Consider the following 25,793-nt stretch of genomic DNA (forward strand, 5'->3'; position numbering starts at 1 on the left):
GCTTTTCGCACAGAAGCCGCCAAGGCACGGCTTGGTTTGGACTGCTGAAAAACGCCCGAATCCGCCCATGAGATGCTATGCCTATTACAGAATACTTATATGTAGAGCCATCAGGACAGGCCCTAACTGATCAATGCAAGACACGGAACGCTGAGTGTGCGAGAGCCCCAGCGTCCTGCACCGGGCCGGTTTCTTCATAACAGGGTCACACCATGGGCCACTCATCGATCAACGCTCCCCGAGCACCGCAAGCGGGTCCCATCCATCCGGCCTGGGTGCGCATCTGCCATTGGCTGAATGCGCTGGCCGCCATCCTGATGGTGTTATCGGGATGGCGCATCTATGACGCCTCGCCCATTTTCAAAAGCTTTGTCATTCCACCGGCTATCACTCTGGGGGGCTGGCTCGCCGGAGCGCTGCAATGGCACTTTGCCGCGATGTGGCTACTGTTCTTCAATGGCGTGATCTATCTGGCTTTGAATCTCGGCAGTGGGCGACTATTTCGTAAATTCTTTCCGCTGTCCCCTTCGGCCGTGTTTCACGACCTGCGGCTGGCATTGACCGGCAAGCTGCACCACGATGATCTGCGCCACTACAACGCGGTTCAGAAACTCGCGTATCTGGTGGTGATGCTTGATCTGATCCTGCTGGTGCTGTCGGGCCTGGCCATTTGGAAGTCGGTGCAATTCCCGCTGTTGCGCGACCTGATGGGTGGCTACGACAACGCTCGTATCGTGCATTTCTTTGCCATGGCCGTGTTGGTGGGGTTTTTCGTGGTGCACATCGTGATGGTGGCATTAGTGCCGCGCTCCCTGATGACGATGATCCGGGGACGCTAAGGAGACGACCATGCCCATCAAAAAGAAAACCAGCTTTCTGATCAATCCAGAACTTGATCGGCCGCTGATTTTGAAGGATGCCGAGCGGGAACTGGCGCTTCCAACCCGGCGCTTGTTCCTCAAGGGAGCCGTCACGCTGGGTGGCTTGTCGCTGCTGACCGGTTGCAGCTTATCCGACGACAAGTCGGTCGAGTCCTTCCTGATGCGCGTGTCACGACTGAACGACAAGGTCCAGGGCTGGCTGTTCGACCCAAACCGGCTAGCACCGACCTACAGCGAATCACAAATCACCCGGCCGTTTCCATTCAATGCCTACTACGGCATCGATGAAGTACCCGAAGTGGATGGATCGGACTTCGAACTGAAGGTCAGTGGACTCGTCACCGGCAAGCGCTCCTGGACCCTGCCGGAGTTGTACGCGCTGCCGCACGCCGAGCAGATCACCCGGCATATCTGTGTCGAGGGCTGGAGTGCGATCGGCCGGTGGGGCGGCACGCCGTTCCGGGACTTCCTGCAGCGGATTGGTGCGGATACCACCGCGAAATATGTCGGCTTCAAGTGCGCGGATGACTACTACGAAAGCATCGACATGGCGACCGCACTGCATGCCCAGACGCTACTGGCCTTCCAGTACGACGGCAAGACGCTGCCACCCGAATACGGTTTCCCGATGAAGCTACGGATGCCGACCAAACTCGGCTACAAGAACCCGAAGCACATCATGGAAATCTTCGTCACCAACACCTACCCCGGCGGCTACTGGGATGATCAGGGGTACAACTGGTTCGGCGGATCCTGACGACCCGGCTGTTTCGGCCGACGTTTGTGGGACAACGCGGAAGCGCACCGGGTTTGCCCGGTTTCACATCACGGAAACAAGGAGTTCATATGAAACGTTTGATGGTAGCGGCTCTGAGCGTATGTACGATGCTGACCGGGCTGTCGGCTTTCGCGGCCGATAGCGGTTCGATGGCCCAAAGCACCATGTCGAAAGACTCGATGTCATCAGGCGGCATGAGCAAAAAGCCGATGAAGCACAAAAAAATGAAGAAGAAAAGCAGCGATGGGATGGGCATGCAGAAAAAACCGGCCGGGGCGATGGGTCAATAAGCCTGCGGTCAATGCAGCATGCCGAGTGGCCGAAGCGATTGCTTCGGCCATTTTATCTTCCCGCGAGATGAACCTCCCTGCCGACGAACAGACTGCGCGGTCACCCCATAGCCCAGCGGGGCTCCGGATTCGGCCGCATCAAGTCACGCCCCCTGTCGGTGTAATAAATCCGACGCCCGTCCGACTAAGCTATAAGCGTCACGATAGCCACTGCACAAGCAACACCCAGTTACCGAACTGAGGCGTGACTTACACCGCAGACGCCTTATCGCGACCGAATTTCTCAACGAAGGCCATCACCGGGTGACGTCACGCGTTTACGCGGCACGCCTTGATCGAGGAAAGAAACATGGGACTCACACGACGACACTTTCTGCGCCTGGGTGGACTGGGTGGCCTGACCGGCCTGCTTGGCGGCCTGATCGGCATGCGCGCCTTTGCGGCCTCATCGTCCGCAGCCAGCGATACGGAGCATTTCGAAGTCACCCATACCGATGCGCAGTGGCGCAAATTGCTGTCCGCCGAGCAGTACGCGGTGTTGCGCCATGAAGGGACGGAGCGGCCCTACAGCAGCCCACTCAACGCTGAACACCGCGCCGGGCTGTTCGCCTGCGCGGGCTGCCAGCTCAACCTGTTTTCCTCCAAGACCAAGTTCGACAGCGGTACCGGCTGGCCGAGTTTCTGGCAGCCCCTCGACAATGCCGTCAAGACCCGGACCGATACCACGCTGGGCATGACCCGGACCGAGGTTCACTGCCGCCGCTGCGGCGGGCACTTGGGACATGTCTTCGACGACGGACCGAAGCCGACCGGGCTGCGCTACTGCATGAATGGCCTGGCGATGACCTTCAAGGCCACGTCGGTGTAACCGTCCGCTGACCCGATGGCACGCACTTCCGTTCGGATCGTCATGCACGACGATTCATCCAGACACAGGAATTGACATCATGAACTTGCCGACTAAAGCGCTAACGAAGCGGAATGGCCAAGCCAAGCCCGCGGCCTGGGGCCTCATCGGCCTGGCGATCGTCGCCCTTCTCAGCTGGCAGCGCTTCACACTGGCCGCCGAGCCGGCCGTCGTGATCCCGCCTCCGACCGTGGACGAGCCGATCTCTGCGCCCCACTCGGAGGTCGCCGTGCTGGCTGGAGGATGCTTCTGGGGCGTGCAGGGGGTGTACCAGCACGTGCGTGGCGTCACCCGGGCCGTGTCCGGCTATTCCGGCGGCACCCGTGCCACGGCGCAATACGAGACCGTGAGCGAGGGTAATACCGGCCATGCGGAATCCGTGGAGATCACCTACGATCCCCGCCAAGTCAGCTATGGCCGACTGCTGCAGATTTACTTTTCGGTCGTGCACAACCCCACCGAACTGAACCGCCAAGGGCCGGACACCGGCACGCAGTACCGCTCGGCCATCTTTCCGGCCAACGACATGCAGCGGCGGGTAGCGCAAAGCTATATCGCCCAGTTGACCAAGTCTGGCGTGTTCAAGTCACCGATCGTGACCAGGACGGATGCGCTGAAGGCCTTCTACCCGGCCGAGGCTTACCACCAGGACTTCCTGGCCCTGCACCCCGAGAATCCCTACATCGCGATCAACGACATTCCAAAGGTCGAGAGCCTCAAGCGCTTGTTCCCCGACCTATACCGAGTCAAACCGGTCCTGGTCAGTCCCTCGCGATAGTAAAGGGCGGGACACCCGGGAACGTGGTCGGCAGCATGCAGGACAAGCTCCACAGGCACAGGGGGGCGTGCTTGTCTTGCGAGAGATAGCGATTGATGAGACCTTGCCGTGGATTGGGAGTATCGTGTCTATTAGCCATGCGCCGTGTGGCTGCCGACTGATCGTAAGCCGATCCGAGGGATTGCCATGATTTCAATGCCTAGAAATGTGAGTGGACAGCTACATCAGGCTGCTGCGGCAGGTAAGGTCGATCTCATCAAGCTGTACGTGAAATATGGGGACGACATCAACCTCAGAAATAGCGATGGCCAAACCCCACTGCACCTGGCCTACAAGTATGGGCAGCCTCATGCGGTAGACGCCTTGATTGAGCTGCATGCGGATCAAACCATCTGCGACAACGAGCAAAGAATCGCTTCGGACCTGATGTCGCCGAAGATTGCCTTCGACCTCCCGCCACGCCCGACCCTTGTGCACCATCAAAGCAGCCGCGCCCCCCAGATCGAGCCCGACACCGACGATGCTGTTTTAGACGAAGCCGAAACAGACCAGCTAGCGACGCTTAATAGTCCCTCTTGAGCGGGGACTCATCTTTACGTTCCGTTGCTGCTCATTGCATTTCAGGCTGCCCGGCCTGCCTGCCTGCCGGCACCTCATGCGGCGCAGGGCGCGATAGTTGAAAGACACCCTGTTCAAACAAAAGGACTCTAATGATCGAGTCCTTTTGTCTATGCTCAGCGCCCCACCCCAGATAGCCCCTACAGGCTTTACCCCGCCAAGACGTACCATCTAGCCGTCACTGGCCCCCGGCCCCCCGGACATCATTGGTTCCGCTCCGAATCAGACGCTGCTCACCCCTCAATCTGCCCTGGAACGCATCCGGTCGAATCAGGGGGATTCATGCTCAGCTGCTTTGGGCATGTCGTCGTATATCTCCGAGATCAAGGATCGGAGTAAGGCGATCTCGGCCATTTCGTCATGAATGCGGGTGCTCATGATGATGGGCGTGACAACGTTCTTCTCGTCGAGCGGACGGTACACCACGTCGTCGCGGCGCAGCCTCTGCACGCTGGCGGGCACCAGGCACAGCCCGACGCCGGCGGCGACCAGGCCGAGAGCGGTCTGCAGTTCGGACACTTCCTCGATAGCCGCCGGCTCCAGCGCCTTGTCCTTGAACACCGACAATACCTGGTCTGCATAGCTCGGCCGCGGCGTGCTCGGGTAGATCAGCACCGTTTCACTGGCGAGATCCGATAGCTTCAGGCCTGCGTCTGCGTCGAGCAGCGGATGACCGAGCGGCAGCGCCACGACCAGGTTTTCCTCGCGCAGCACCTCGCGTTTGACCTGCGGATCCTCGAGCCGGATGCGGCCGAAGCCGACATCGATCCGGCCACTCTTCAGCGCCTCCAATTGATCGACCGTCGACATCTCGATCAGCGATAGCTCGGTGTTGGTATTCGCTGCGCGAAACCGCCGAATGACCTGAGGCAAGGCGCCGTAAAGCGTTGATGGAACAAAGCCTATTACCAGCCGGCGCTCCAACTGCGCGATGCGCCGGGTCATCCTGGTCAGCTCTCCGGCCTGTTCCAACAGACGCGAGGCGTGCTGATAGAAGAAGCGCCCTGCCTCGGTCAGCCGCAAGGGACGCGAGCCACGCTCGAAGAGCAGCAGCCCGAGCTCTTCCTCGATCTGCTGGATCTGACGACTCAGCGGCGGTTGCGAGATATGTAGTCGCTCGGCGGCGCGTGTGAAATTCTGTTCGTCGGCGACCGCGACGAAGTAGCGCAAGTGACGTAGTTCCATTTGATACCTCATAGGTATCGAACCAGTCTAAAACCGTCTTGGACGGGGGGCAAGCGCGCTTCCTATGATGGCCCTTGTAAACAGACACGGACATCGAGAGAAAAGCATGACGCCTTCGCCTATCACGATCGTCGCGGTCGAGACCATCCTGGTCGACGTGCCGACGATCCGCCCGCATCGCCTGTCGGTCGCCACGATGAATCATCAGACCCTGGTGCTGGTCCGCATCCGCGCATCCGACGACATCGTCGGCCTCGGCGAGGGCACGACCATCGGCGGCCTGAGCTACGGCGAGGAAAGCCCGGAAAGCATCAAGGTCAATATCGACACCTACATCGCCCCGCTGCTGCTCGGCCGGGACGCGACCCGAGTGGCGCCGCTGATGGCGCGGGTAAACGGCAGCGTGCAGGGCAACCGCTTTGCCAAGTGCGCGGTCGAGACGGCCTTGTTCGACGCGCAGGCCAAGCGGCTCGGCGTGCCGCTGAGCGAGCTGTTCGGCGGGCGCCTGCGGGACGAGTTGCCGGTGGCCTGGACCTTGGCCAGCGGCGACACGGCCCGCGACATCGCCGAGGCCGAGCACCTGCTCGAGCTGCGCCGGCATCGCATCTTCAAACTCAAGATCGGCCTGCGCACGCTGCAGGACGACGTCGCGCATGTGGCCGCGATCAAGCGTGCCTTGGGCGATCTGGCCAGCGTGCGCGTGGACGTGAACCAGGCCTGGTCGGAGAGCGAGGCGATCACCGGCATCGCGATGCTCGCCGATGCCGGGGTTGACCTCGTCGAGCAGCCGATCGCCGCGGCCAACAGCGCCGGCCTGCGCCGGCTGACCCAGCAGGGCCGTGTGCCGGTGATGGCCGACGAGGCGCTGCACGGGCCGCACGACGCATTCGCGCTGGCGCGCAGCCGTTCGGCCGACGTGTTCGCGGTCAAGATCGCCCAGTCGGGCGGCCTGAGCGGCGCGGCACAGGTCGCGGCGATCGCCCGGGCCGCCAACGTCGACCTCTACGGCGGCACCATGCTCGAGGGCGGGGTCGGCACGATGGCGTCGGCCCAGCTGTTCAGCACCTTCCACCAGCTGGCCTGGGGCACCGAGCTGTTCGGCCCGCTGCTGCTGACCGAAGAACTGCTGCGCGAGCCGCTCGAGTACCGCGACTTTGCATTGCAGCTTCCCAACCGGCCGGGACTCGGCGTCGAGCTCGACGAGGAGCGCCTCGCCCGCCTGCGGCGCGACAGCGCGCGCGGCCCGGTGGTTTCCGTCCTGTAGTCCTGAAAGCGAGGTATCCGATGTTGTTCAAAGTGGAAATGGATGTACGCCTGCCATTCGGCCTGCCGGCCGACGAGGCCGACGCGCTCAAGCGGGTCGAACGCGAGCGCGCGCAGGAACTGCAGCGCAGCGGCAAATGGCGCCACCTGTGGCGCGTCGCCGGCCGCTACTCGAACGTCAGCGTGTTCGACGTGGACAGCGCAGCCGAGCTGCACGAATTGCTGTCGACGCTGCCGCTGTTCCCGTTCATGCAGATCGAAGTCACGACCCTGTGTCGTCATCCGTCGTCAATCCACGACGACGACCGCTGAGAGCCGCTAGCAAAACCCTCCCGGCGTTGTTGCGCTGCCTTGCCGTACTACTCGTACTGTCTGCGGCAGCGCGCCTAGCCGGGACCGCTTCGCTGAGTTTTGCTAGCGACTCTAAGTCGTTCGTAGCGTAGTAGCCCCACCACAAAGGAGAGAGACCATGGATAAGAACACAATCGACGCTGTGCTCAAGCGCATCGAAAGCACCGAAATCAAGGCCGGCAACCCGCGCACCAAGGCGCTGGTCAACCGCATCGTTCAGGATCTGTTCTACACGATCGAGGAATTCGACGTGCAGCCGGAGGAGTTCTGGACGGCGCTCAACTACCTGGCCGAGGCCGGCCGCAGCGGTGAGTTCGGCCTGCTCGCCGCCGGCCTTGGCTTCGAGCACTTCCTGGACCTGCGCATGGACGAGGCGGAGGCGCGCGCCGGCATCGAGGGCGGCACGCCGCGCACGATCGAAGGCCCGCTGTACGTCGCCGGCGCACCGCTGAGCGAGGGTCGCGCCCGGCTCGACGACGGCAGCGAGGACGGCGAAGTGCTGTTCATGCAGGGCACGGTGCGTTCGGCCGACGGTCAGCCGGTGGCCGGCGCGCTGGTCGAGGTCTGGCACGCCAACCGCCTCGGCAACTATTCCTACTTCGACCCGACCCAGAGCGCGTTCAACCTGCGCCGCAGCATCCGCACCGACGCCGAGGGGCGCTACCGCTTCCGCAGCATCATGCCGGTCGGCTACAGCGTGCCGCCGGGCGGGGCGACTGATCGCCTGCTCACCCAGTTGGGCCGCCACGGCACGCGCCCGGCGCACATCCACTTCTTCGTCTCGGCCGACGGCTGCCGCAAGCTGACCACGCAGATCAACATCGAAGGCGACCCGTTCCTGTGGGATGACTTCGCCTTCGCCACCCGCGACGGTCTGGTGCCGACGGTGACGCGCGTCAGCGACCCGGCGCAACTGCAGTCGCACGGTGTGGACGCCCCGTTCGCGTCGATCGACTTCGACTTCGTGCTCCATCCCGAGCAGGACGGCGTGCCGCCCTCCGAGGTGCAGCGCCCGCGCGCCGCGACGGCATGAACCGCCGGCCACGCCGATAGCAAAGGAGACAGACATGGACACGACAATGCCGACCACTGCGGTGGCGAAGCGGCTGGAGCAGATGCTGGTCGAGGACAAGGAACAGCATCGCTACCGCCTGAACCGCGCCGCCTTCACCGACCCAGAGCTGTTTGAGCTGGAGCTCAAGCACCTGTTCGAGGGCAACTGGATCTATCTGGCGCACGAGAGCCAGATTCCCGACAACAACGATTATTTCTCGACCCATATCGGTCGCCAGCCGATCGTGATCACGCGCAACCGCAACGGCGAGCTCAACGCGCTGATCAACGCCTGCTCGCACCGCGGTGCGGTGCTGTGCCGGAACAAGCGCGGCAACCGGTCGACGTTCACCTGCACCTTCCACGGCTGGACGTTCAACAACAGCGGCAAGCTCCTGAAGGTGAAAGACCCCAACGACGCCGGCTACCCGGACAGCTTCAACCAGGACGGCTGCCACGACCTGACTCGTGTCGCGCGCTTCGAGAACTACCGCGGCTTCCTGTTCGGCAGCCTAAACCCGGACGTGCCGCCGTTGACCGAGTATCTCGGCGAAGCGGCCAAGATCATCGACATGGTCGTCGACCAGTCGCCGGATGGGCTAGAAGTGCTGCGCGGCGCGTCGAGCTACGTGTTCGACGGCAACTGGAAACTGCACGCGGAAAACGGCGCCGACGGCTATCACGTCAGCTCGGTGCACTGGAACTATGCGGCGACCACCGGCCGGCGCAAGGACGGCGACACCGTCGACGAGGTGCGGGCGATGGACGCGGGCAAGTGGGCCAAGCAAGGTGGCGGTTTCTACTCGTTCGAGCACGGCCACATGCTGCTGTGGACCCGTTGGGCCAACCCGGAAGACCGGCCGAGCTTCGGCCGCCGCGACGAGCTGGTCGAGCGCTTCGGCCAGGCGCGCGCCGACTGGATGATCGGCCATTCGCGCAATCTGTGCCTGTATCCGAACGCCTACCTGATGGACCAGTTCAGCTCGCAGATCCGGGTGTGCCGGCCGATTTCGGTGAACCAGACCGAAGTGACGATCTACTGCATCGCGCCGAAGAACGAAGACGCCGCCGCGCGGGCGCAGCGCATCCGCCAGTACGAGGACTTCTTCAACGCCAGCGGCATGGCCACCCCCGACGACCTGGAGGAGTTTCGCGCCTGCCAGCAGGGCTACGCGGCCGGCGCCGCGCCGTGGAACGACATGTGCCGTGGCGCACTGCACTGGGTCGACGGCCCGGACGACGCCGCGCGCGAGATCGGTCTTAAGCCGAAGCTCAGCGGCATCAAGACCGAGGACGAAGGCCTCTACACCATCCAGCACCGCTACTGGCTCGACGCCATGCGCCGCGCCTGCGAACTCGACAACCAGAAAGCGTGAGGTCAACGATGACGACATTTACCGTGGCCGACGCCCAGGCCTTTCTGTACCGCGAGGCGCGCCTGCTCGACGACAGGCAGTGGGACGACTGGCTGGCTTGCTACGCGCCTGACGCGGAGTTCTGGATGCCGGCGTGGGACGACGACGGCCGGCTCACGTCCGACCCGCAGCGCGAGATCTCGCTGATCTACTACGGCAGCCGGAGCGGCCTCGAGGACCGGGTGTTCCGGATCAAGACCGAACGCTCCAGCGCCAGCACGCCGGAGCCGCGCACCTCGCACCACATCGCCAACGTCGAGATCCTCGAGCAGGACGGCGAGCGATGCACGGTGCGCTGCAACTGGCACACGCTCAGCTACCGCTACAAGAGCACCGACAGCTACTTCGGCACCTCGCACTACGTCCTCGACGTAGCGGGAGAGGTGCCGCGCATCAAGCGCAAGTACGTGGTGCTGAAGAACGATTACATCCATCAGGTCATCGATATCTACCATCTCTGAGCGCCCGCGCCCGGAGGATGGCAGGCAGGAGGTCTATCCATGAGTCATTCCATCGCGCTGCAGTTCGAGGACGGCATCACCCGTTTCATCGACTGCCATGACGGCGAGACGCTGGCCGAAGCCGCGTATCGTCAACAGGTCAACGTGCCGCTCGACTGCCGCGACGGCGCCTGTGGCACCTGCAAGGGCTGGTGCGAGTCGGGCAGCTACGACGCCGGCAGCTATATCGACGAGGCGCTGTCCGACGAAGAAGCGGCCGCCGGCCATGTGCTGGCGTGCCAGATGCGGCCGCAGTCCGACTGCGTGGTGCGCATCCCGGCCTCGTCGGCGGCGTGCAAGACCGCGGTCGAGACGTTCACCGGCAAGATCGCCGCGCTCGACAAGCGTTCGGCGAGCACCTTGGCCTTCTCCATCGCGCTCGACCGGCCCGAGGGCCTGGGCTTTCTGCCCGGCCAGTACGTCAACCTGCAGATCCCCGGCAGCGAGCTGACGCGCGCGTACTCGTTCAGCTCGCCCCCGGGCGCCAGCGAGGCGAGCTTCCTGGTGCGCGACGTGCCCGGTGGACGGATGAGCGGCTATCTGCGCGAGGCCGCCTTGGGGGCGCCGATGTCGTTCAGCGGGCCGTTCGGCAGCTTCTACCTGCGCGAACCGAACCGGCCGGTGCTGATGCTGGCCGGCGGCACCGGGCTCGCGCCGTTCCTGTCGATGCTGGCAACGTTGGCCGAACGGGGTGCCGAAGAGCGGATCTTCCTCGCCTACGGCGTGACGCACGACGCCGACCTGGTCGGCGTCGACCAGTTCGATGCGCTGCGAGAGCGCCTGCCCGGTTTCGACTACGTCAGCTGCGTGGCGGATGCCATGAGCGCTCATCCGCGCAAGGGCTACGTGACCGAGCACATCGATGCGGCACAGCTCAACGCCGGCGAGGTGGACATCTATGTCTGTGGCCCGCCGGCGATGGTGGACGCGGTGCGTGGCTGGTTGGCAACGCAGGGGATCACGCCGAGGAACTTCTATTACGAAAAGTTCGCGGCCAGCAGCGAGGCGGTGCCGGCATGAATACGCGTCAACGATTCGAAGGCAAGGTGGTGCTGGTGACCGGGGCCGCGCAGGGCATCGGCCGGGGCGTGGCCATGGCGATCGCGGCGGAAGCCGGCGTGGTGGTGGCGATCGACCGCTCGGCCCTGGTCGAGGAGGTGGCGGCCGAGATCCGTGCCGGGGGCGGCATCGCCGAGGCCTTCGTGGCGGATCTCGAGCAGTACGCCGGTGCCGTGGCGGCGGTCGAACGGACCGTGCGCCGTTTCGGCCGGGTCGATGTGCTGATCAACAATGTCGGCGGGACGATCTGGGCGCAACCCTACCAGCACTACGCCGAGGAGCAGATCGAGGCGGAAATCCGCCGCTCGCTGTTTCCGACCTTGTGGTGCTGCCGCGCGGTGCTGCCGGCGATGATCGAAGCCGGACGCGGCGCGATCGTCAACGTGTCGTCGGTCGCCACACGTGGCGTGCATCGCGTGCCGTACTCGGCCGCCAAGGGCGGGGTCAACGCCTTGACCGCGTCGCTGGCCTTCGAGCATGCCGATCATGGCATTCGCATCAATGCGGTGGCGCCGGGTGGTACCGAGGCGCCCACCAGGCGCATCCCGCGCAATACGGAGCAAGCTTCGGAGCAACAGAAACAGTGGTATCAGGGCGTGGTTGACCAGACTATCGCCTCCAGCCTGATGCATCGCTATGGCACGATAGCCGAGCAGGTGGCGCCGATTCTGTTCCTCGCCTCCGAGGAAGCATCGTACATCACCGGCCTGGTCGTGCCCGTGGCGGGAGGGGATTTAGGCTGATTGAGAGCCGCCCTTTCAGTCGGTCTGTCCGGGCGGCCGGAGAAGCATCTAAGTCAGTGGGCCATGACGGTGGTCGTCGTGCGTCGCGATGGCAAGGTGGTCGGCGCGTTGTTCGCCTCGGCCAAGGAGAGCGCTGCCGCACCCGCCAGACGGGATCGTGGCCGGGATCGGGCTGGTGACAGTCCGGCTAGCGCAGGAAGCAACCACTTGCCCTTGACCCCTTCGGCCAGGCTGGCCGCCGTGCCCGGCAGCCTAACTCCCTTGACCGCCCACCTGATCGCCAGCCGCCATCGACTACCATTCTACTAAGAGTCGCTAACAAGCCCCCAGCGTAGCGATCCTGCTCGCCCCGCCCTGCCCTTCCACAAGCAGGACAAGGAGTACGGCAAGGCAGGGTAACAACGGCAGGATGGCTTTAGCTTCGCAGAAATTCGGCGATGTTTCGTTTTGTTAGCGGCGTTAAGGAGACATGACCATGAAATGCTGGACTTACGATACCCAATACGGCCCCTTCGCCATTGTCCCGCTCGATGGCAGCTACCACATCATGCATGAGGGCGAGGCGTTGGGCAGTTACCCGACCCCCGAACAAGCCGCCCACGCGCTGGCCAGCGGCCATTCGAACTGGCCATCGTTCGGCAATCCGCACGAGCTGGGCATCCCGGAAGACCTGTCGAAGTGGCATTCCCGGCCAGTGATCTGAGGCGATAAGCAACGGCGCCCTGAAGGCCAGTTTTCCAGGTGTTCTCGCGCCCTGAAAACACGCGCCGCAGGCATCCCTGCATCACGGGGGCCGCCCCTGCGTGCCGGCCACACACCGTTTCCTGAACGATGAGCGAGCATCCCGCAGACGCGGCACCCGCCTGAAACGGCATGGAGACCCGCACCCGCACGTCGGGTCGACAGTGCAAATAGCGGCATCTAGACTTCAGACCATCCATCCCCCGTCGTCGTCCCGGCTCGACCCTGAACGCGGTTTGGGTTCATGGTTGCTACGCTCGGGGTGTCACATCTCTTTATCTGCAGGTGGATGGTACGGCTTGCCGTGCAAGGCAAGTGAAACGATGGCGAATTCCCGGGGACGCTATCCAAATGAATCCGAACACACCCGTTTTGCGGTGCCAGGATGATGAGGCGTTCTCGCGCTCGGACCTGCGCGAGCCGCGGCTCATTGTCGATGCCATCGACGACCACACCGACCAAATCGGCAGCCTGCGGGACGGCCTGCTTGACCGGCCCGCCAGCATCGCCTCGAAGTTTTTTTACGACGCCCAAGGCTGCGCGCTGTATAGCGCCATCTGCGCCTTGGCCGAGTATTACCCGACCCGCACGGAAACGCTCATCTACGAACGATGTCGCCAGTCCATCGCGGCACATCTACCGCCCGGTGGGCAATGGGTCGATCTGGGCTGCGGGGACGGCGCCAAGGCACGGTCATGGCTGGGGCCGGCCAATGTGCGGCGCTATATCGGGGTAGACATCGCCGCGGACTGGCTGCAGGCGACGCTGGCGGTCACCGGAAAGCAGTTTCCCGATATCGACTGTCTGGGCGTGGTCACCGACTTCACCCGACCGTTTCACATCCATCCAGTGCTGAACGACTGTCCGGAAGCACCGCCGATTTTTTTCTACCCCGGCTCATCGATCGGCAATTTCACCCCACCGGAAGCGCTGGCACTACTGCGGTCGATCCGCTCGCATTTGGACGGTAACGGCCGCTTACTGGTCGGGGTCGATCTGGTGAAAGACGCGGCAACGGTGGAGGCCGCCTACGACGATGCGCTCGGGGTCACGGCCGCGTTCAACCGCAATGTGTTGCGGGTCGCCAATCGGCTGCTGGATGCCAACTTCGATCCGAGCCGGTTTGGCCATCGGGCGTTCTTCAACCCGGCCGAAAGCCGGATCGAGATGCATCTTGCCGCGCTGAGCACGCATAGCGTGCGAATTGGCGGCCACACCCGGCGGTTTGAAGCCGGCGAAACCATCGTCACCGAGTATTCGTACAAGTACACGCCCGAGCGGTTCCGCGCGCTGCTGGCCGAGGCCGGCTACGGCGAAGTGCACTACTGGACCGACGAGCGCGACTGGTTCGGCGTGTTCGTCGCCGGCGCGGGGCGCGACTGATGGCCGAGCCGCGCCAACACGCCCTCTCGACCGCCTTCGCGCGCACGCGCCGGCAGAGCCTGGCCTTGACCGAAGGGCTCAGCGCCGAGGACTGCCTGCTGCAGTCGATGCCGGACGCCAGCCCCATCAAGTGGCATCTGGCCCACGTGACCTGGTTTTTCGAAACCTTCGTACTCGCGCCGCTCGAACCGCAGTCCGCGCCGTTCGATCCGGCCTTCAAGGTGCTGTTCAACTCGTATTATGTCGGCGTCGGCGAGCGCCACCCGCGCCCCGAACGCGGCCTGCTGTCCCGGCCTTCGCTGGACGAGGTGAGGGCCTACCGCACGGCGGTCGATGCGCGCATCACGGCGCTGTTGGCGGAAGCGCCGCAAGCGCCCGCGCTGCTGGACCTGATCGAATTGGGTATCCATCACGAGCAGCAGCACCAGGAACTGATCCTGACCGACCTCAAGCATCACTTCTGGCGCAATCCCTTGCGGCCGGCCTACCGTCCGCCTTGTCTCGATGCGGAGGGGGCGCCGGTGCCGCTGCGCTACCTGCCGTTCGCGGGCGGCCTGGTGGACATCGGCCACGACGGAGCGGGCTTTGCCTTCGACAATGAGGCGCCCCGCCATCGGGTGTGGCTGGCGCCGTTCGAGCTCGCCACCCGCCCGATGAGCAATCGCGACTACCTGACCTTCATGGCCGACCGCGGCTACGCCCGCCCCGAACTGTGGCTGTCGGACGGCTGGGATGCCTGCCAACGGGAAGGCTGGGACGCCCCGCTGTACTGGCAGCGCGCGGATGCCGGGCACTGGACGGTGTTCACGCTGCACGGGCAGCAGCCGCTGCGGCTCGACGAGCCGGTCTGCCATGTCAGCTATTACGAGGCGGAGGCCTACGCACGCTGGGCCGGCGCGCGCCTGCCCACCGAACAGGAATGGGAGTGGGCGGTGCAGTCCAGCCTTGCCGAAGAGGCGACGCCAGCGCGCGGCCGCTTCGCCGACGGCGGCGCGTATCACCCGGCCCCGACCACGCCGGACGAGCCGGTGCGCTGGCTCGGCGACGTGTGGGAATGGACGCAGAGCGCCTACCTGCCCTACCCCGGCTACAAGCCGGCCGAGGGCGCCGTCGGCGAGTACAACGGCAAGTTCATGATCAACCAGATGGTGCTGCGCGGCGGTTCGTGCGCGACACCCTGCGAGCATATTCGCCCGAGTTATCGCAATTTCTTCCCGCCATTCGCCCGCTGGCAGTTCAGCGGCATCCGTCTGGCCCGCTGAGCCGAGTCCTACAGCAGTTATCGGTGGCGCCGGGGCCGGTGAGTCGCGGGCACCCGTGGCGCGGTGCGCATCTGCGCCAGCATCGTCTGACACTGCGCGCCCTGGCCGGGGCTCAGCGCGGTCAGCGGCAGCAACGCGGCGAGCGGCGGCGCGAGCAGCACCAGCCCCAGCGCCGCGCCACCGCGCAGCAACAACACGTTGGTGTTGACGCCGACGTCGGGCTTGCTGAACGTGCCCTTCACGTACAGCGGCGAGCGCAGCGACAGCACGCGCAAGCCTTTCGCCTGCGGCTTCACCGTCAGGTCCATCCTCTCATTCGCGAGGTTGATCTGCCCGTTCACCGTGATCAGCGCGTCCTCGGTGTCGATCGCGAACAGACGCGAGTCGAGCCGCCCCTGGGTCGCGACGAAATCCGCCGCCGCGCAGTGGATCTTCACCGTCTTGTCGCCGAACAGCTTGTACAGCACGATGTTCGCGACGTTCAGCCCCGCCTCTTCGAGTAGCGTGCCGCTGATCGCGCCATCGTTCATCAGCAGCTTCACCTCGCCGTTCGACGAACCCAGCAGTGCCGCGACCGAGTTGCCGGTCGCCGACAGCACCGCGTCGCCCTGCACCTCGCCGAAGCTGCTCTGCATCACCGCGAGGGTCGGGAACAGCTGCTTAAGCTTCACATGCCTCGCCGTCAGGTCCATCCGCCCTTTCAGCGGCGCGGCGCGGCCGTCGAGCCTGACCTTCGAATCCAGCGTGCCGCCGGCGACGCCGAAGCGCAGCGGATCGAGCGTCATCACCCCGTCGTTCAAGGTCAGATGGGTGTGCAGATCCTGGATCGGCAGACTTGCCGGGCGGATGATCCGCTGGCCGGTGAAGTGCACGTCCGCGTCGATCGACGTCCAGCGCTCGGTATGGAACGGCTCGACCGGCAGCTTCTTGCCGGCCGGCTGCGGCGTCGCGTCGCCGCGCTTGAGCTTGCTCGCCTTGGTGTCGGCGCCGATCAAGGGGGCGAGGTCGATGAAGCGCAGCTGCTTCGACACGACGTCGCCGGTGAGCCGTGGGCGCGGCTGCCCTCCTTCATAACGCAGCGAACCACTCAGGTCACTGCCGCCGACCCGGCCTGTGAAGTTTTCGTAGCGGAAGACGCTGCCGGCCTGTTGCAGCTGGCCGGTCAAATGCCCGTCGGTCGCGTACGGCGGCGTCTCGGGCAAGGTAATCCCGGTGAGCGGGTACAGGTGCGCCATGCTGACGCCGGACAACCACAGCCGTAGGTCGAGCGCGGCCAGATGCGTCGGGTCGGTCAGCGTGCCGACCGCCGCGAGGCGCGTGTCGCCGTAGCGCAGATTGGCGTGGATCGGAAACGGCCGGGCCGCATCCTGCAGGGCCAGGAGGCCGCCGAACTTGCCGTCACCGTCCAGCACCGTGCCCTTGTAGCTGCCCTTCACCGTCAGCCCGATCGCGTACGGCGGCGCCGTCGGCGCGGCGACAGCGCCGGAGGCAGGTGTCGCTAGCCGCGCCGCTTGCTGCTTGACCACCTCACCGAACGGAATCGGCTGGCCGAGCGTGTCGACCGCCACTTGCAGATCGGCCTGCAAGATTTCGTCAGCGTAGGCGATCTGGCCCTTCGCGAACGCGACGTCGTGCAGGTCGAGCGTCCACGCGCTGGGCTTGCCCGCCGGCAGCTGGAACGTCCAGTTGTTGCGCCCGTCGCGCAGCCGTTCGAGATCGAGCGACGGGTTCACCAGCGTGATGACCGGAATCACGATCCGCCGCTCGGTCAGCGGCAACGCCTCGACCTCGAAATCGATCCTGTCCAGCGTCGCGAAGTCCTTGCGCTTCGCCCAGTCCGGATTGCCGATGGCGATGCGGTTGGCCGAAAGGCGCGGCCAGGGCACCCAGGCGCGCCAGCCCGTCTCGCCGCCCGGGCGCTGCCAGGTGACGGTCAGGTCACCGTTGATCGTGAACGGCCGGACTATCGCCTGCGTGACCTTGTCGGCGACCCAGGGGCGCACGCGGTTCCAGTCGAACGTGGCGATGAAAATGGCGGACGCCGCCAGCGCCACCGCCAACAGCGCGATGATCGAGACGGCGATACGTGCGAGGAGTTTGCCTGTCCGGCCCATGCTCGTGCTCCTGGACTGCCCCCGATAGAGCCGTTAACAAACCCCTCCCGGCGTTGTTGCGCGGCCTTGCCGTACGTTTTGTACTGTCTGCGGCCGCATGCCTAGCCGGGACCGCCGGAGGCGGGCACGGTCGGCTTGAGCGCCTGGTTGGGCAGCACCTCACGCTTTCTTCCAGAGTGACTCCCGGCTCACGTCCGGCCACGGCCCTGTGACTTCCAGGCGCTGGACCGTTGATTCTCCGCGACCGCGGCCTGGATCAAGGCCTTGAACGCCTCAGCATCGAGCACCTCTCCCTCACGGATGTCGATGGCGCGGCGCGTGTTCCCATCGAGGCTGGAGTTGAAGACTCCCCGAGGGTCCGCCAAGGAGGCACCCCGGGCGAAGGTCAGCTTGACCACCTGTTTGTAGGCTTCTCCGGTGCAGATGATCCCAGCGAGGGACCATACGGGCACCCCCAATGGGTTGCTGGGCTTGATCCATTTGCACTCCTCCACGATGTCCGGATCCACCTCGTGGATGATGCGGCGAACCTCCGCCAGGGTCTCGGCGCGCCAGCCACCCAGAGACCGGATCCGCTCGTCGATGAGATGAGAGGCCGCCTCGGTCGCGCGCTTCGCCTCCGCACCTGCCTTCGGCTCACTTCTCTTTTGTTTTAGCGCCACGGTTCATTCTCCAACTTGTTGTATGCCCAACGCCTGAATTAAGCCGCGCCGCGAAGCGGCGTCGGCTTGAATGAATTGTTAGAGCGCACAAGCCTGTAAGTTCAAGATGAGCTTTTTGTCGTCATGTGCTGGGGAGCGGCATGGCGACGACGATCTTGCCCTTCGCGCGCCCCTGTTCCACATATGCCATCGCCTCGAGCGTCTCGTCGAACGGGAACGTGCGATCGAGCACCGGTCGCAGCGCACCCGCATCATAGAGAGCGGCCAGCGTCTTCAGTTGCTCGCCATTGGCCCGCATGAAGAAGAATGAGTAGCGCACCCCTAGCTTATTAGCCTGCGCGCGGACCTTGCGACTTAGCAATGCCATCACGGGCTTCAGTAGCGGTCGGCCGACCTGCTCGGCGAACGCAGCGTCCGGCGGGCCGACCACGCTGATCGCCAGCCCGCCAGGTTTGAGCACAGTCAGCGACTTGGCGAGGTTGTCGCCACCAAGGGAGTCGAGCACGACGTCGTAGCCGGAGAGCACCTCGGCGAAGTCTGCCCTCGTGTAGTCGATGACTTCGTCCGCGCCGAGGCCGCGCACCTTCTCCGCATCTTTGCCGTTCGCAGTTGTGGCGACGTATGCGCCCAAGTGCTTGGCGAGCTGGATGACTGTCGAGCCCAGTCCGCCAGCGCCAGCGTGAACGAGTACCTTCTGCCCCGATTTGATCTGCGCTAGCTCGACCAGTGCTTGCCACGCGGCAAGCGCCACCAGCGGGATCGCCGCAGATTCTTCCATCGTGAGTGATTTGGGCTTGAGAGCGATGTCGGCATGATCGACCGCGATGTATTCCGCGAAAGCCCCGATGCGCAGGTCGCGGGGGCGAGCATAGACCTCGTCGCCGACCTTGTAGTCGCGTACTTCGGCACCGACACGCGTCACGATGCCTGCGAGATCGTGTCCGAGAACGAACGGCGTCTTGTACTTCAGGAGCAGCTTGAACTCGCCGTTGCGTACCATCTTGTCCAGCGGGTTGATGCTGGCTGCGCTAACGTGGATTAGGACGTCACGGGGGCCGACGTTGGGCTCGGGCATGTGGGTGGCGCGGAGGCCGCTCTTGCCATATTTCTCAACGACGAATGCCTTCATGTCAGCCAGCCTGTTATGCGGAGATCTAGCGGTTCTTGGTGGTGGTCGATGCTGGGCTACCGATAGCCCTCATGTGCGCTCTAACGCCTGAGTTAAGGGGCCGACAAAAGCGCCAGCTTTTGGCGGTCCCGTTTGAACGAACAGTTAGGCACAAACCACTCCTACGACCTGATGCCTAACAAAACCTGAAACCGCGCTTTTACGCCAAACAGCCTGACACCGTCTGAACCCTGAAACCCCGCCGGCTTGCCCCACCGGAGCAAACTGCTCAACGCCTGGCCCACTTACCCGGTGGGGCAAACGGATGGCACCGACGAAGAGCACCAAAGCAAGCAACTGACACCTTCGGCCAACCTGCTGAAACAGCCAAAACGCTAAGGTTGGCCGAACCTCTTTGGTTTTAACGCCTAACGCCCGAGTTAAGGGGCCTGCTTCAGCAGGTCCCAGTGCCCGGAGGGCGCGCCTTCAACGACCTGTTAGGCCCCTCAAACGCCATGAGTTGAGATACGTGTCAGTAATAACAATTCGTCCAAAGCTGTAAAAATGAGAGGGAGCGGAGGCCAGTACGTTTTTGTACCGTCGTCAACCAAAACCGTGTATCTGAGCTGATGAGCCTTGTGCTGCTCTGACAGTCCTTGTACGACGGATGCTGTGTCACTAGTCACTGGCACGCCTTTGCTTTGTATCTCCTGCAGCAACGCAGCCAAGTTGTGTCGATAGTCATACTTTTTCAAATCCGATTCAGCAAAGTCACGCTTAAGTAGCGCCGCCTTAAGGAAAAGTTCAGCCGCATGGCTTGCGAGAAAGTACAACGGCACGGCCATCAATTTGGTTGGACGACCTGCAGCATCAAGTTCGAGGCCTTCCATTAACTTCTCCGCACTCATGCGAAAATTCATGCCATTCATGTAGTAGGCAACTGCGAGTGGAGTGTTATCTTTCATTGCCAAAAGCACCTCGCCTATGAATGCCTAACTAGTAATAGACGTCCTAAAAGACGCAAAAAAAAAATACGTCAGTAGCCACTATCAGTGGCACCAACCTGCTGGAGAGCTTGCCACACAAGGCATCATGACAAAAGAGAGCACGTATACATACAAGTAACCACGTCACGCCTCACTCGCCAAGGCGATGCCGGACCTGCCTCGGTAGCCGGCGCCAGGCGGCTCGCTCAAAGCCTGCACTACGAAAGGAGCAGGCCATCATGGCAGGCAAGAACGTCGGATCGGCAAACAGGGTAGGTCCGCGTCGGAGGAGGGGTACTCATGTAGGTAATCCGTCGCGTAGCGTGCTACTCAAACCACAACGAGAAACCCGCCACCCGGCGGGTTTCTTTATTGCCCGCCTCTCTGCGCCTTCGCCCCCTGCGCCACCGCTGGCGGCCCGCTGCCGAAGAACTGCCCGCGCGTCGAATAGGTGTAGTGCGCCTCCGCCTGCATCAGGCCGACCAGCACCATCAGGCACAGCGGCGGCAGCAGGATGGCAATCATCAGCGCCAGGCGCTCCCAGCGCATATGCATGAACACGCTGACGATCAGCCCCGCTTTCAGCAGCATGAACGCGATGATCAGAAACCAGCGCAGATAGCCCTGGATGTGGAAGTAGTCGACCAGATACGACAGGGTGCTGAGCACGAACAGCAGCCCCCACACCTTCAGGTAGAGGCTGATCGGGTGTTGTTGCCCGGTGGCGTGACCGCCCGCATGGGCTTGTTCCACAGACATATCGCCTCCTTACCACAGGTAGAACAACGCGAAGATGAACACCCAGACCAGGTCGACGAAGTGCCAGTACAGTCCGGCGATTTCGACGATCTGGTAGTTGCCGCTCTTCTCGTAACGCCCCCTGAACAGCCGCCATGCGACGGTCAACAAGTAGATCACGCCGGCGGTCACGTGCAGGCCGTGAAAGCCGGTGATCATGAAGAAGCTCGAGCCGAACTGCGCCGCGCCCAGCGGGCTGCCCCACGGCCGCACACCTTCGCTGACGATCAGATGCGTCCACTCGAACGCCTGCAGGCCGACGAAGGTCGCGCCGAACGCGGCGGTGGCGAGCATCAGCGCGGCGGCCTTGGCACGGTCGCGCAGATAGGCGAAGTGGACCGCCATCGCCATGGTGCCGCTGCTGCTGATCAGGATGAAGGTCATGATCGCGATCAGGATCAGCGGAACTTGCACCCCGCCTATCGTCAGCGCGAACACCTCGCTCGGATTGGGCCACGGCACGGTGGTGGAGATACGCACCGTCATGTAGCCGATCAGAAAGCAGCTGAACACGAAGGTGTCGCTGACGAGGAAGATCCACATCATCGCCTTGCCCCAGGACACCTTGAACGCCTGACGGTCCGACGACCAGTCGGCGACGAAGCCCTGCCAGCCGGCGGGCAAGACGGGTGCGTCTTGCGACGGGGGCTGTGAGTGTTGCTCCATGTCCGTTCACCTCTTCACGGGCGCGGGCACCGCAGCGGTGCCGTTTGTCATACCCCCTTAGAGCCTGTTCATAATCTTACTGCGCGGCCCTGATCGGGGCTCATGCGCTCGGCGTGCGAATCTATCGCTGGGCGTATCGCAGATACGCACGCAGTGATTCGCTCAGCGATCGGAAATCCTCATGGACACCACGTCCACTCCGGTTTCTGCGCTGCTCTCACCTCGCTGAGGACCGCTCGCGACAGACTCTGAACAGGCTCTTGGCCATAGCGCATGGCGATTCGGCCAAGCTTAGAGGCTGCCGCAGATCGACCGCGCCAGCGCCGGCGTCAACGTCCCCATCACGCCGAACAACACCAGCCACACCGCGAGCAGGAAGTGCCAGTAGCGCGCGCACAGTTGCACGTACACCCCCGCTTGCCCGCTGCCGTCCCGCAGCTGGTAGGCGGTCAGCCCCAGGGCGACCAGGCCGCCCAGCACGTGCAGGCCATGCAGGCCGGTGAGCAGGTAGAAGAAGCTGTTGGCCGGGTTGCTGGCGACCACATAATGCGATGCGGAGAGTTGCTGCCACGCCCACAGTTGGCTGGCGACGAAGGCGACGGCGAAGACGCCGCCCGCCAGCACACCGGTGTTCACCTCGCGCCGTCGCCCGCGTCGCACACCGAGGCGCGCACCGAGCAGCGCGGCACTGCTGGCGGCCAGCAGGCTCGTGCTCAACCACAGCTGCCACGGCAGCGGCAGCACGCGCCAGTCGGCGAACTGCATCCGCATCAGGTAGGCGAACAGCAGCAAGGTGAACAGCACCGTCACCACCGCCATGAACAGCCACAGGCCGACCTTGCCGGGGGTCGTTACTGCCCGCCCGGATCGGGTGCCGGCATCGTTACTGTCCAGCTGCATCAGCGTCCCCATTTATTCACCCTCGCCCTCGCCTTCCGGCGCCAGGTTCTGTGGCACGAAGTCCCGCTCAATCCCAGGCACGCTGTACGCGTACGCCCAGCGGTACACCACCGGCTGTGCGGCCCCCCAGTTGCCGTGCACCGGCGGGGTGTCCGGCGTTTGCCATTCCAGCGTGGTCGCGCCCCACGGGTTGCTGCCGGCCGGCCGGCCCTTGAAGGCGCTCCAGGCCAGATTGATCAGGAACAGCAGCTGGGCGACCCCGACGATCAGGGCGGCGACGGTGATAAAGACATTCAGCTGGTGCGCCGAGGCCGGGATGAACTGGTAGTTGTCGTAGGCGTAATAACGCCGCGGCATGCCGAGAAAGCCCAGGTAGTGCATCGGGAAGTAGATCGCGTAGGTGCCGATGAAGGTCGCCCAGAAGTGCCACTTGCCGAGCGTGTCGTTCAGCATCCGCCCGGTCACCTTGGGGAACCAGTGGTAGAGGCCGCCGAACACCACCAGGATAGGCGCGACCCCCATCACCATATGGAAGTGGGCGACCACGAAGTAGGTATTGGACAACGGGATGTCGACGCTGACGTTGCCGAGGAACAAGCCGGTCAAGCCGCCGATCGCGAACATGCTGATGAAGCCGATCGCGAACAGCATCGGCACCGTCAGGTGGATGTTGCCGCGCCACAGCGTCAGCACCCAGTTGTAGACCTTGATCGCGGTCGGGATCGCGATGACCAGCGTGGTGGTGGCGAAGAAGAAGCCGAAATACGGGTTCATGCCGCTGACGTACATATGGTGCGCCCACACGACGACACTCAAGACACCGATCGCGACGATCGCCCACACCATCATCCGGTAGCCGAAGATATTCTTGCGCGCATGGGTGCTGATCAGGTCGGAGACGATGCCGAATGCCGGCAGCGCCACGATGTAGACCTCGGGATGGCCGAAGAACCAGAACAGATGCTGGAACAGCAAGGGGCTGCCGCCCTTGTAGCCGAGCGGCTGACCGGCGAGCGACATGATCGCGGGCATGAAGAAGCTGGTGCCGAGCGTCTTGTCGAGCAGCATCATCACGCCGCTGACGAACAGCGCCGGAAAGGCCAACAGCGCCAGGATGGTCGCCATGAAGATGCCCCACACCGTCAGCGGCAGCCGCATCAGCGTCATCCCCTCGGTGCGCGCCTGCAGCACGGTGGTCACGTAGTTGAGCCCGCCCATCGTGGCCGCGACGATGAAGATCAACAGCGACACCAGCATCAGGATGATGCCACCGTCCATGCCCGGCGTGCCGGGCAGGATCGCCTGCGGCGGGTACAGCGTCCAGCCGGCGCCGGTGGGCCCGCCGGGGACGAAGAAGCTCGCGACCAGCACCAGCACCGCGACCAGGTACACCCAGTAGCTCAGCATGTTCAGGAAGGGGAACACCATATCGCGCGCGCCGACCATCAGCGGGATCAGGTAGTTGCCGAAGCCGCCCAGGAACAAGGCGGTGAGCAGATAGATCACCATGATCATGCCGTGCATGGTGACGAACTGGTAATAGTGCTCCGCGTCGATGAAGGCGAAGCGCCCCGGGAAGCCCAGCTGCAGCCGCATCAGGTCCGACAGCACCAGGCCGACCAGGCCGATCAGGATCGCGGTGATCGTGTACTGGATCGCGATCACCTTGTGGTCCTGGCTCCAGACGTAACGGGTCCAGAAGCTTTGCGGCTGGTGCTGTTCGTCACCGTGGGAGTAAGCCATCTTGGCCTCCTTAGCGGGCCGCTATGCGGCGCCTTGCTTGCCTCCCCCTTGCATGCGCAACTTGGCGCCACATTCAGATTTATTTCTTACTCCAGGCCGGCATTATTTCTGCACAACGGCATCCTTGCCTTGGCCCACAGATTCAATATATGCAACCAGCGCCGCCACCTGCTGATCGCTCAGGTTGAATTTCGGCATGATGGGAGGATACCCCTTGGGTACCCTGGCAGTCGGGTTGCGGATAAAGGCGTTCAGATAGGTTTTATCGACCAGCGCCGTCGTGCCGTCACTCAGCGTTTCCGTCTTGCCGTACAGGCCCTTCCAGGTCGGGCCGACCCGGGCGCTACCGTCGATGCTGTGGCAGGCGAAGCATCCCTGCGACTGGGCCAGCTGCATGCCTTGCTTGACCAGCCCCTCGCCTCCGGTCGACACCGTCTTGGTCATCGTTTGCCTAAAGGTCGGCTGCGCGCTTAGCCACTTCCGAAAGGCCGCCTCGTCCTCCACTACCACCATGCCGCGCATATTGTAGTGGCCGACACCGCACAGCTGCGCGCACAGGATCTCGAAGCGGCCGGCCTTGGTCGGGGTGAACCAGAATTGGGTGACCATGCCCGGCACCAGGTTCATGCGGGCGCGGAACGGCTGCACGTAGAAGTCGTGCAGCACGTCCTTGGAACGCAGCAAGACCTTGACCGGGTGGTTGAGCGGCAGATGCACCTCCGCCCCCTGGACCAGCACGTCGTCTTGACCACGCGCGTCGACCGGATTCAGCCCGAACGGGTTGTCGGCGCTGATGTACTCGATGCCCGAGCTGCCCAGCTGGCCGTCCTTGCCGGGAAAGCGGAAGCTCCACTGCCATTGCTGGCCGACCACCTCGAGCACCAGCGCGTCGTCGGGCGGGTTGATCAACTTGGCGTACACCAACAGGCCGGGCGCCAACATGGCGACGATGCCCACCGTCGTGAGCCCGATCAGCCAGGCTTCGAGTTTCTTGTTTTCGGGCTGGTACGCCGCCCGCTGGCCCGTCCGATGGCGGTAGCGGATCACCGCGTAGGCGATGAACAGGTTGATGGCGATAAAGACGACGCCGGTGATCGCGATGGTGATCGTGAGCGTGGTGTCGATCTGTCCCCAGTTGGAAGCCAACGGGGCCAGCCACCACGGGCTCAGGGCGTGGAATAGGACGGCGGCAACAACAATTGAAATCAGTACGATTGCGAATGCCATTTGCTCGATCCTACTTGGCCACCTGCCCTGCCCCGGCTCAGTCGGGCCGGATGGCCGACATCGCCGGGCTGATTGGCACGCCGGATGAAGGTGGCGAGAAAAACGGCCGATCTCGGGGCGAAAAACATGACATCACGGCACAAACCGCCGCGCCGCTCGCCCAACCATCATGCAGCGATTACTCACCAAACTGGTTTCAACTTAGCACATTGTGCGTAGCGGACAGGGTGGCCGGAAGCATGTCCTTACGACGTTGACTTGGTGTGCGTCCTCCTCGGTGACGAACGGGCATAACGCGGCGACCGGGGGCAGTCGTGACGATCAATCGGCCGTCTGGCAGCCCCAGCTCTTCGCCAGGAAAGGCAAGGTATATAAAGGTAGT

26 protein-coding genes are annotated in these 25,793 nt (G+C 63.6%); 16 read left to right on the top strand and 10 right to left on the bottom strand.

Translation table 11 applies throughout. The annotated features are described in order from the left end of the window. Positions 1-212 precede the first annotated feature (212 nt). The 6 genes from ACZ2IA_RS05265 (at position 213) to ACZ2IA_RS05290 (ending at position 4,213) form a co-directional block, all read left to right on the top strand. Positions 213-839, top strand: a complete 627-nt coding sequence (locus tag ACZ2IA_RS05265; RefSeq protein ID WP_470291519.1) for a cytochrome b/b6 domain-containing protein — start codon at positions 213-215, stop codon at positions 837-839. A 10-nt stretch (positions 840-849) separates the two neighbouring features. Beyond that, positions 850-1,638 (top strand): molybdopterin-dependent oxidoreductase, encoded by a 789-nt coding sequence (locus ACZ2IA_RS05270; protein ID WP_470291520.1) that lies wholly within the window; start codon positions 850-852, stop codon positions 1,636-1,638. Between the two features lie 89 nt (positions 1,639-1,727). Then, positions 1,728-1,949, top strand: coding sequence for a hypothetical protein (locus ACZ2IA_RS05275; RefSeq protein WP_470291521.1), 222 nt, complete (start codon positions 1,728-1,730; stop codon positions 1,947-1,949). A gap of 349 nt (positions 1,950-2,298) precedes the next feature. Next, positions 2,299-2,817 carry a peptide-methionine (R)-S-oxide reductase MsrB gene (gene msrB / locus ACZ2IA_RS05280; protein WP_470291522.1) on the top strand — a complete coding sequence of 173 codons (519 nt, stop codon included), beginning with the start codon at positions 2,299-2,301 and terminating at the stop codon, positions 2,815-2,817. Positions 2,818-2,896: 79 nt separating this feature from the next. Continuing rightward, entirely contained in the window at positions 2,897-3,634 is a 738-nt protein-coding gene (msrA, locus tag ACZ2IA_RS05285; RefSeq protein WP_470291523.1) for a peptide-methionine (S)-S-oxide reductase MsrA, read from the top strand. A 186-nt stretch (positions 3,635-3,820) separates the two neighbouring features. Further along, a complete protein-coding gene (locus ACZ2IA_RS05290; RefSeq protein ID WP_470291524.1) occupies positions 3,821-4,213 on the top strand; it encodes an ankyrin repeat domain-containing protein in 393 nt (130 codons plus the stop codon). A gap of 309 nt (positions 4,214-4,522) precedes the next feature. Here ACZ2IA_RS05290 and ACZ2IA_RS05295 read toward each other — a convergent pair whose 3' ends face one another. After that, a complete protein-coding gene (locus tag ACZ2IA_RS05295; protein ID WP_470291525.1) occupies positions 4,523-5,437 on the bottom strand; it encodes a LysR family transcriptional regulator in 915 nt (304 codons plus the stop codon). 106 nt (positions 5,438-5,543) lie between these two features. Between ACZ2IA_RS05295 and ACZ2IA_RS05300 the strand changes: the two genes are divergently transcribed. The 10 genes from ACZ2IA_RS05300 (at position 5,544) to egtB (ending at position 15,207) form a co-directional block, all read left to right on the top strand. Then, entirely contained in the window at positions 5,544-6,701 is a 1,158-nt protein-coding gene (locus ACZ2IA_RS05300) for a muconate/chloromuconate family cycloisomerase (protein WP_470291526.1), read from the top strand. Positions 6,702-6,721: 20 nt separating this feature from the next. Continuing rightward, positions 6,722-7,012, top strand: a complete 291-nt coding sequence (gene catC, locus ACZ2IA_RS05305; protein ID WP_470291527.1) for a muconolactone Delta-isomerase — start codon at positions 6,722-6,724, stop codon at positions 7,010-7,012. 157 nt (positions 7,013-7,169) lie between these two features. Next, positions 7,170-8,084 carry a catechol 1,2-dioxygenase gene (gene catA / locus ACZ2IA_RS05310; RefSeq protein ID WP_470291528.1) on the top strand — a complete coding sequence of 305 codons (915 nt, stop codon included), beginning with the start codon at positions 7,170-7,172 and terminating at the stop codon, positions 8,082-8,084. 34 nt (positions 8,085-8,118) lie between these two features. Further along, entirely contained in the window at positions 8,119-9,480 is a 1,362-nt protein-coding gene (gene benA, locus ACZ2IA_RS05315; protein ID WP_470291529.1) for a benzoate 1,2-dioxygenase large subunit, read from the top strand. An 8-nt stretch (positions 9,481-9,488) separates the two neighbouring features. Further along, positions 9,489-9,980, top strand: coding sequence for a benzoate 1,2-dioxygenase small subunit (benB, locus tag ACZ2IA_RS05320; protein ID WP_470291530.1), 492 nt, complete (start codon positions 9,489-9,491; stop codon positions 9,978-9,980). 39 nt (positions 9,981-10,019) lie between these two features. Continuing rightward, entirely contained in the window at positions 10,020-11,039 is a 1,020-nt protein-coding gene (gene benC / locus ACZ2IA_RS05325; RefSeq protein ID WP_470291531.1) for a benzoate 1,2-dioxygenase electron transfer component BenC, read from the top strand. Continuing rightward, on the top strand, positions 11,036-11,821 hold the full coding sequence (locus ACZ2IA_RS05330) for a 1,6-dihydroxycyclohexa-2,4-diene-1-carboxylate dehydrogenase (protein WP_470291532.1): 786 nt from the start codon (positions 11,036-11,038) through the stop codon (positions 11,819-11,821). The genes benC and ACZ2IA_RS05330 overlap by 4 nt, the downstream gene beginning before the upstream one ends. A gap of 475 nt (positions 11,822-12,296) precedes the next feature. Next, positions 12,297-12,524: a hypothetical protein gene (locus tag ACZ2IA_RS05335; RefSeq protein WP_470291533.1), complete on the top strand. Its 228-nt coding sequence runs from the start codon at positions 12,297-12,299 to the stop codon at positions 12,522-12,524. Between the two features lie 389 nt (positions 12,525-12,913). Then, positions 12,914-13,945 carry an L-histidine N(alpha)-methyltransferase gene (gene egtD, locus ACZ2IA_RS05340; RefSeq protein ID WP_470291534.1) on the top strand — a complete coding sequence of 344 codons (1,032 nt, stop codon included), beginning with the start codon at positions 12,914-12,916 and terminating at the stop codon, positions 13,943-13,945. After that, positions 13,945-15,207: an ergothioneine biosynthesis protein EgtB gene (gene egtB / locus ACZ2IA_RS05345; protein WP_470291535.1), complete on the top strand. Its 1,263-nt coding sequence runs from the start codon at positions 13,945-13,947 to the stop codon at positions 15,205-15,207. Before egtD ends, egtB begins: the two co-directional genes overlap by 1 nt. Positions 15,208-15,224: 17 nt before the next feature. On the opposite strand, the gene ACZ2IA_RS05350 is transcribed toward egtB, so the two are convergent. The 9 genes from ACZ2IA_RS05350 to ACZ2IA_RS05390 form a co-directional block, all read right to left on the bottom strand. Next, entirely contained in the window at positions 15,225-17,321 is a 2,097-nt protein-coding gene (locus tag ACZ2IA_RS05350) for an AsmA family protein (protein WP_470291536.1), read from the bottom strand. A 188-nt stretch (positions 17,322-17,509) separates the two neighbouring features. After that, on the bottom strand, positions 17,510-17,983 hold the full coding sequence (locus ACZ2IA_RS05355) for a DUF1801 domain-containing protein (protein WP_470291537.1): 474 nt from the start codon (positions 17,981-17,983) through the stop codon (positions 17,510-17,512). Positions 17,984-18,104: 121 nt separating this feature from the next. Further along, on the bottom strand, positions 18,105-19,112 hold the full coding sequence (locus ACZ2IA_RS05360) for an NADP-dependent oxidoreductase (protein WP_470291538.1): 1,008 nt from the start codon (positions 19,110-19,112) through the stop codon (positions 18,105-18,107). A 485-nt stretch (positions 19,113-19,597) separates the two neighbouring features. Beyond that, on the bottom strand, positions 19,598-20,056 hold the full coding sequence (locus tag ACZ2IA_RS05365) for a hypothetical protein (RefSeq protein ID WP_470291539.1): 459 nt from the start codon (positions 20,054-20,056) through the stop codon (positions 19,598-19,600). Between the two features lie 390 nt (positions 20,057-20,446). Further along, positions 20,447-20,836 (bottom strand): cytochrome C oxidase subunit IV family protein, encoded by a 390-nt coding sequence (locus ACZ2IA_RS05370; protein ID WP_470291540.1) that lies wholly within the window; start codon positions 20,834-20,836, stop codon positions 20,447-20,449. Between the two features lie 9 nt (positions 20,837-20,845). Beyond that, positions 20,846-21,541 (bottom strand): heme-copper oxidase subunit III family protein, encoded by a 696-nt coding sequence (locus ACZ2IA_RS05375; protein WP_470291541.1) that lies wholly within the window; start codon positions 21,539-21,541, stop codon positions 20,846-20,848. Between the two features lie 291 nt (positions 21,542-21,832). Beyond that, entirely contained in the window at positions 21,833-22,441 is a 609-nt protein-coding gene (locus tag ACZ2IA_RS05380; protein WP_470291542.1) for a cytochrome c oxidase subunit 3, read from the bottom strand. Positions 22,442-22,453: 12 nt separating this feature from the next. After that, the gene (gene ctaD, locus ACZ2IA_RS05385; protein ID WP_470291543.1) at positions 22,454-24,184 is read right to left on the bottom strand and encodes a cytochrome c oxidase subunit I; all 1,731 of its coding nucleotides are present in this window, start codon (positions 24,182-24,184) and stop codon (positions 22,454-22,456) included. 102 nt (positions 24,185-24,286) lie between these two features. After that, complete coding sequence (locus ACZ2IA_RS05390) at positions 24,287-25,411, bottom strand: cytochrome c oxidase subunit II (protein WP_470291544.1); 1,125 nt, start codon at positions 25,409-25,411, stop codon at positions 24,287-24,289. Positions 25,412-25,793: the final 382 nt, after the last annotated feature.

The sequence above is a fragment of the Crenobacter sp. CS_VA4 genome (assembly GCF_055597485.1).

Excerpts from the sequence above, each read along its gene's own strand:
- benC (WP_470291531.1), top strand. The coding sequence starts at position 10,020 with ATGAGTCATTCCATCGCGCTGCAGTTCGAGGACGGCATCACCCGTTTC.
- ACZ2IA_RS05390 (WP_470291544.1), bottom strand. The coding sequence starts at position 25,411 with ATGGCATTCGCAATCGTACTGATTTCAATTGTTGTTGCCGCCGTCCTA.
- ACZ2IA_RS05375 (WP_470291541.1), bottom strand. The coding sequence starts at position 21,541 with ATGGAGCAACACTCACAGCCCCCGTCGCAAGACGCACCCGTCTTGCCC.
- ACZ2IA_RS05295 (WP_470291525.1), bottom strand. The coding sequence starts at position 5,437 with ATGGAACTACGTCACTTGCGCTACTTCGTCGCGGTCGCCGACGAACAG.
- ACZ2IA_RS05270 (WP_470291520.1), top strand. The coding sequence starts at position 850 with ATGCCCATCAAAAAGAAAACCAGCTTTCTGATCAATCCAGAACTTGAT.
- egtD (WP_470291534.1), top strand. The coding sequence starts at position 12,914 with ATGAATCCGAACACACCCGTTTTGCGGTGCCAGGATGATGAGGCGTTC.
- ACZ2IA_RS05335 (WP_470291533.1), top strand. The coding sequence starts at position 12,297 with ATGAAATGCTGGACTTACGATACCCAATACGGCCCCTTCGCCATTGTC.
- msrB (WP_470291522.1), top strand. The coding sequence starts at position 2,299 with ATGGGACTCACACGACGACACTTTCTGCGCCTGGGTGGACTGGGTGGC.
- ACZ2IA_RS05380 (WP_470291542.1), bottom strand. The coding sequence starts at position 22,441 with ATGCAGCTGGACAGTAACGATGCCGGCACCCGATCCGGGCGGGCAGTA.
- catC (WP_470291527.1), top strand. The coding sequence starts at position 6,722 with ATGTTGTTCAAAGTGGAAATGGATGTACGCCTGCCATTCGGCCTGCCG.
- ACZ2IA_RS05275 (WP_470291521.1), top strand. The coding sequence starts at position 1,728 with ATGAAACGTTTGATGGTAGCGGCTCTGAGCGTATGTACGATGCTGACC.
- egtB (WP_470291535.1), top strand. The coding sequence starts at position 13,945 with ATGGCCGAGCCGCGCCAACACGCCCTCTCGACCGCCTTCGCGCGCACG.
- benB (WP_470291530.1), top strand. The coding sequence starts at position 9,489 with ATGACGACATTTACCGTGGCCGACGCCCAGGCCTTTCTGTACCGCGAG.
- ACZ2IA_RS05360 (WP_470291538.1), bottom strand. The coding sequence starts at position 19,112 with ATGAAGGCATTCGTCGTTGAGAAATATGGCAAGAGCGGCCTCCGCGCC.
- ACZ2IA_RS05350 (WP_470291536.1), bottom strand. The coding sequence starts at position 17,321 with ATGGGCCGGACAGGCAAACTCCTCGCACGTATCGCCGTCTCGATCATC.
- ctaD (WP_470291543.1), bottom strand. The coding sequence starts at position 24,184 with ATGGCTTACTCCCACGGTGACGAACAGCACCAGCCGCAAAGCTTCTGG.
- ACZ2IA_RS05370 (WP_470291540.1), bottom strand. The coding sequence starts at position 20,836 with ATGTCTGTGGAACAAGCCCATGCGGGCGGTCACGCCACCGGGCAACAA.
- ACZ2IA_RS05330 (WP_470291532.1), top strand. The coding sequence starts at position 11,036 with ATGAATACGCGTCAACGATTCGAAGGCAAGGTGGTGCTGGTGACCGGG.
- benA (WP_470291529.1), top strand. The coding sequence starts at position 8,119 with ATGGACACGACAATGCCGACCACTGCGGTGGCGAAGCGGCTGGAGCAG.
- ACZ2IA_RS05300 (WP_470291526.1), top strand. The coding sequence starts at position 5,544 with ATGACGCCTTCGCCTATCACGATCGTCGCGGTCGAGACCATCCTGGTC.
- catA (WP_470291528.1), top strand. The coding sequence starts at position 7,170 with ATGGATAAGAACACAATCGACGCTGTGCTCAAGCGCATCGAAAGCACC.
- ACZ2IA_RS05265 (WP_470291519.1), top strand. The coding sequence starts at position 213 with ATGGGCCACTCATCGATCAACGCTCCCCGAGCACCGCAAGCGGGTCCC.
- msrA (WP_470291523.1), top strand. The coding sequence starts at position 2,897 with ATGAACTTGCCGACTAAAGCGCTAACGAAGCGGAATGGCCAAGCCAAG.
- ACZ2IA_RS05290 (WP_470291524.1), top strand. The coding sequence starts at position 3,821 with ATGATTTCAATGCCTAGAAATGTGAGTGGACAGCTACATCAGGCTGCT.
- ACZ2IA_RS05365 (WP_470291539.1), bottom strand. The coding sequence starts at position 20,056 with ATGAAAGATAACACTCCACTCGCAGTTGCCTACTACATGAATGGCATG.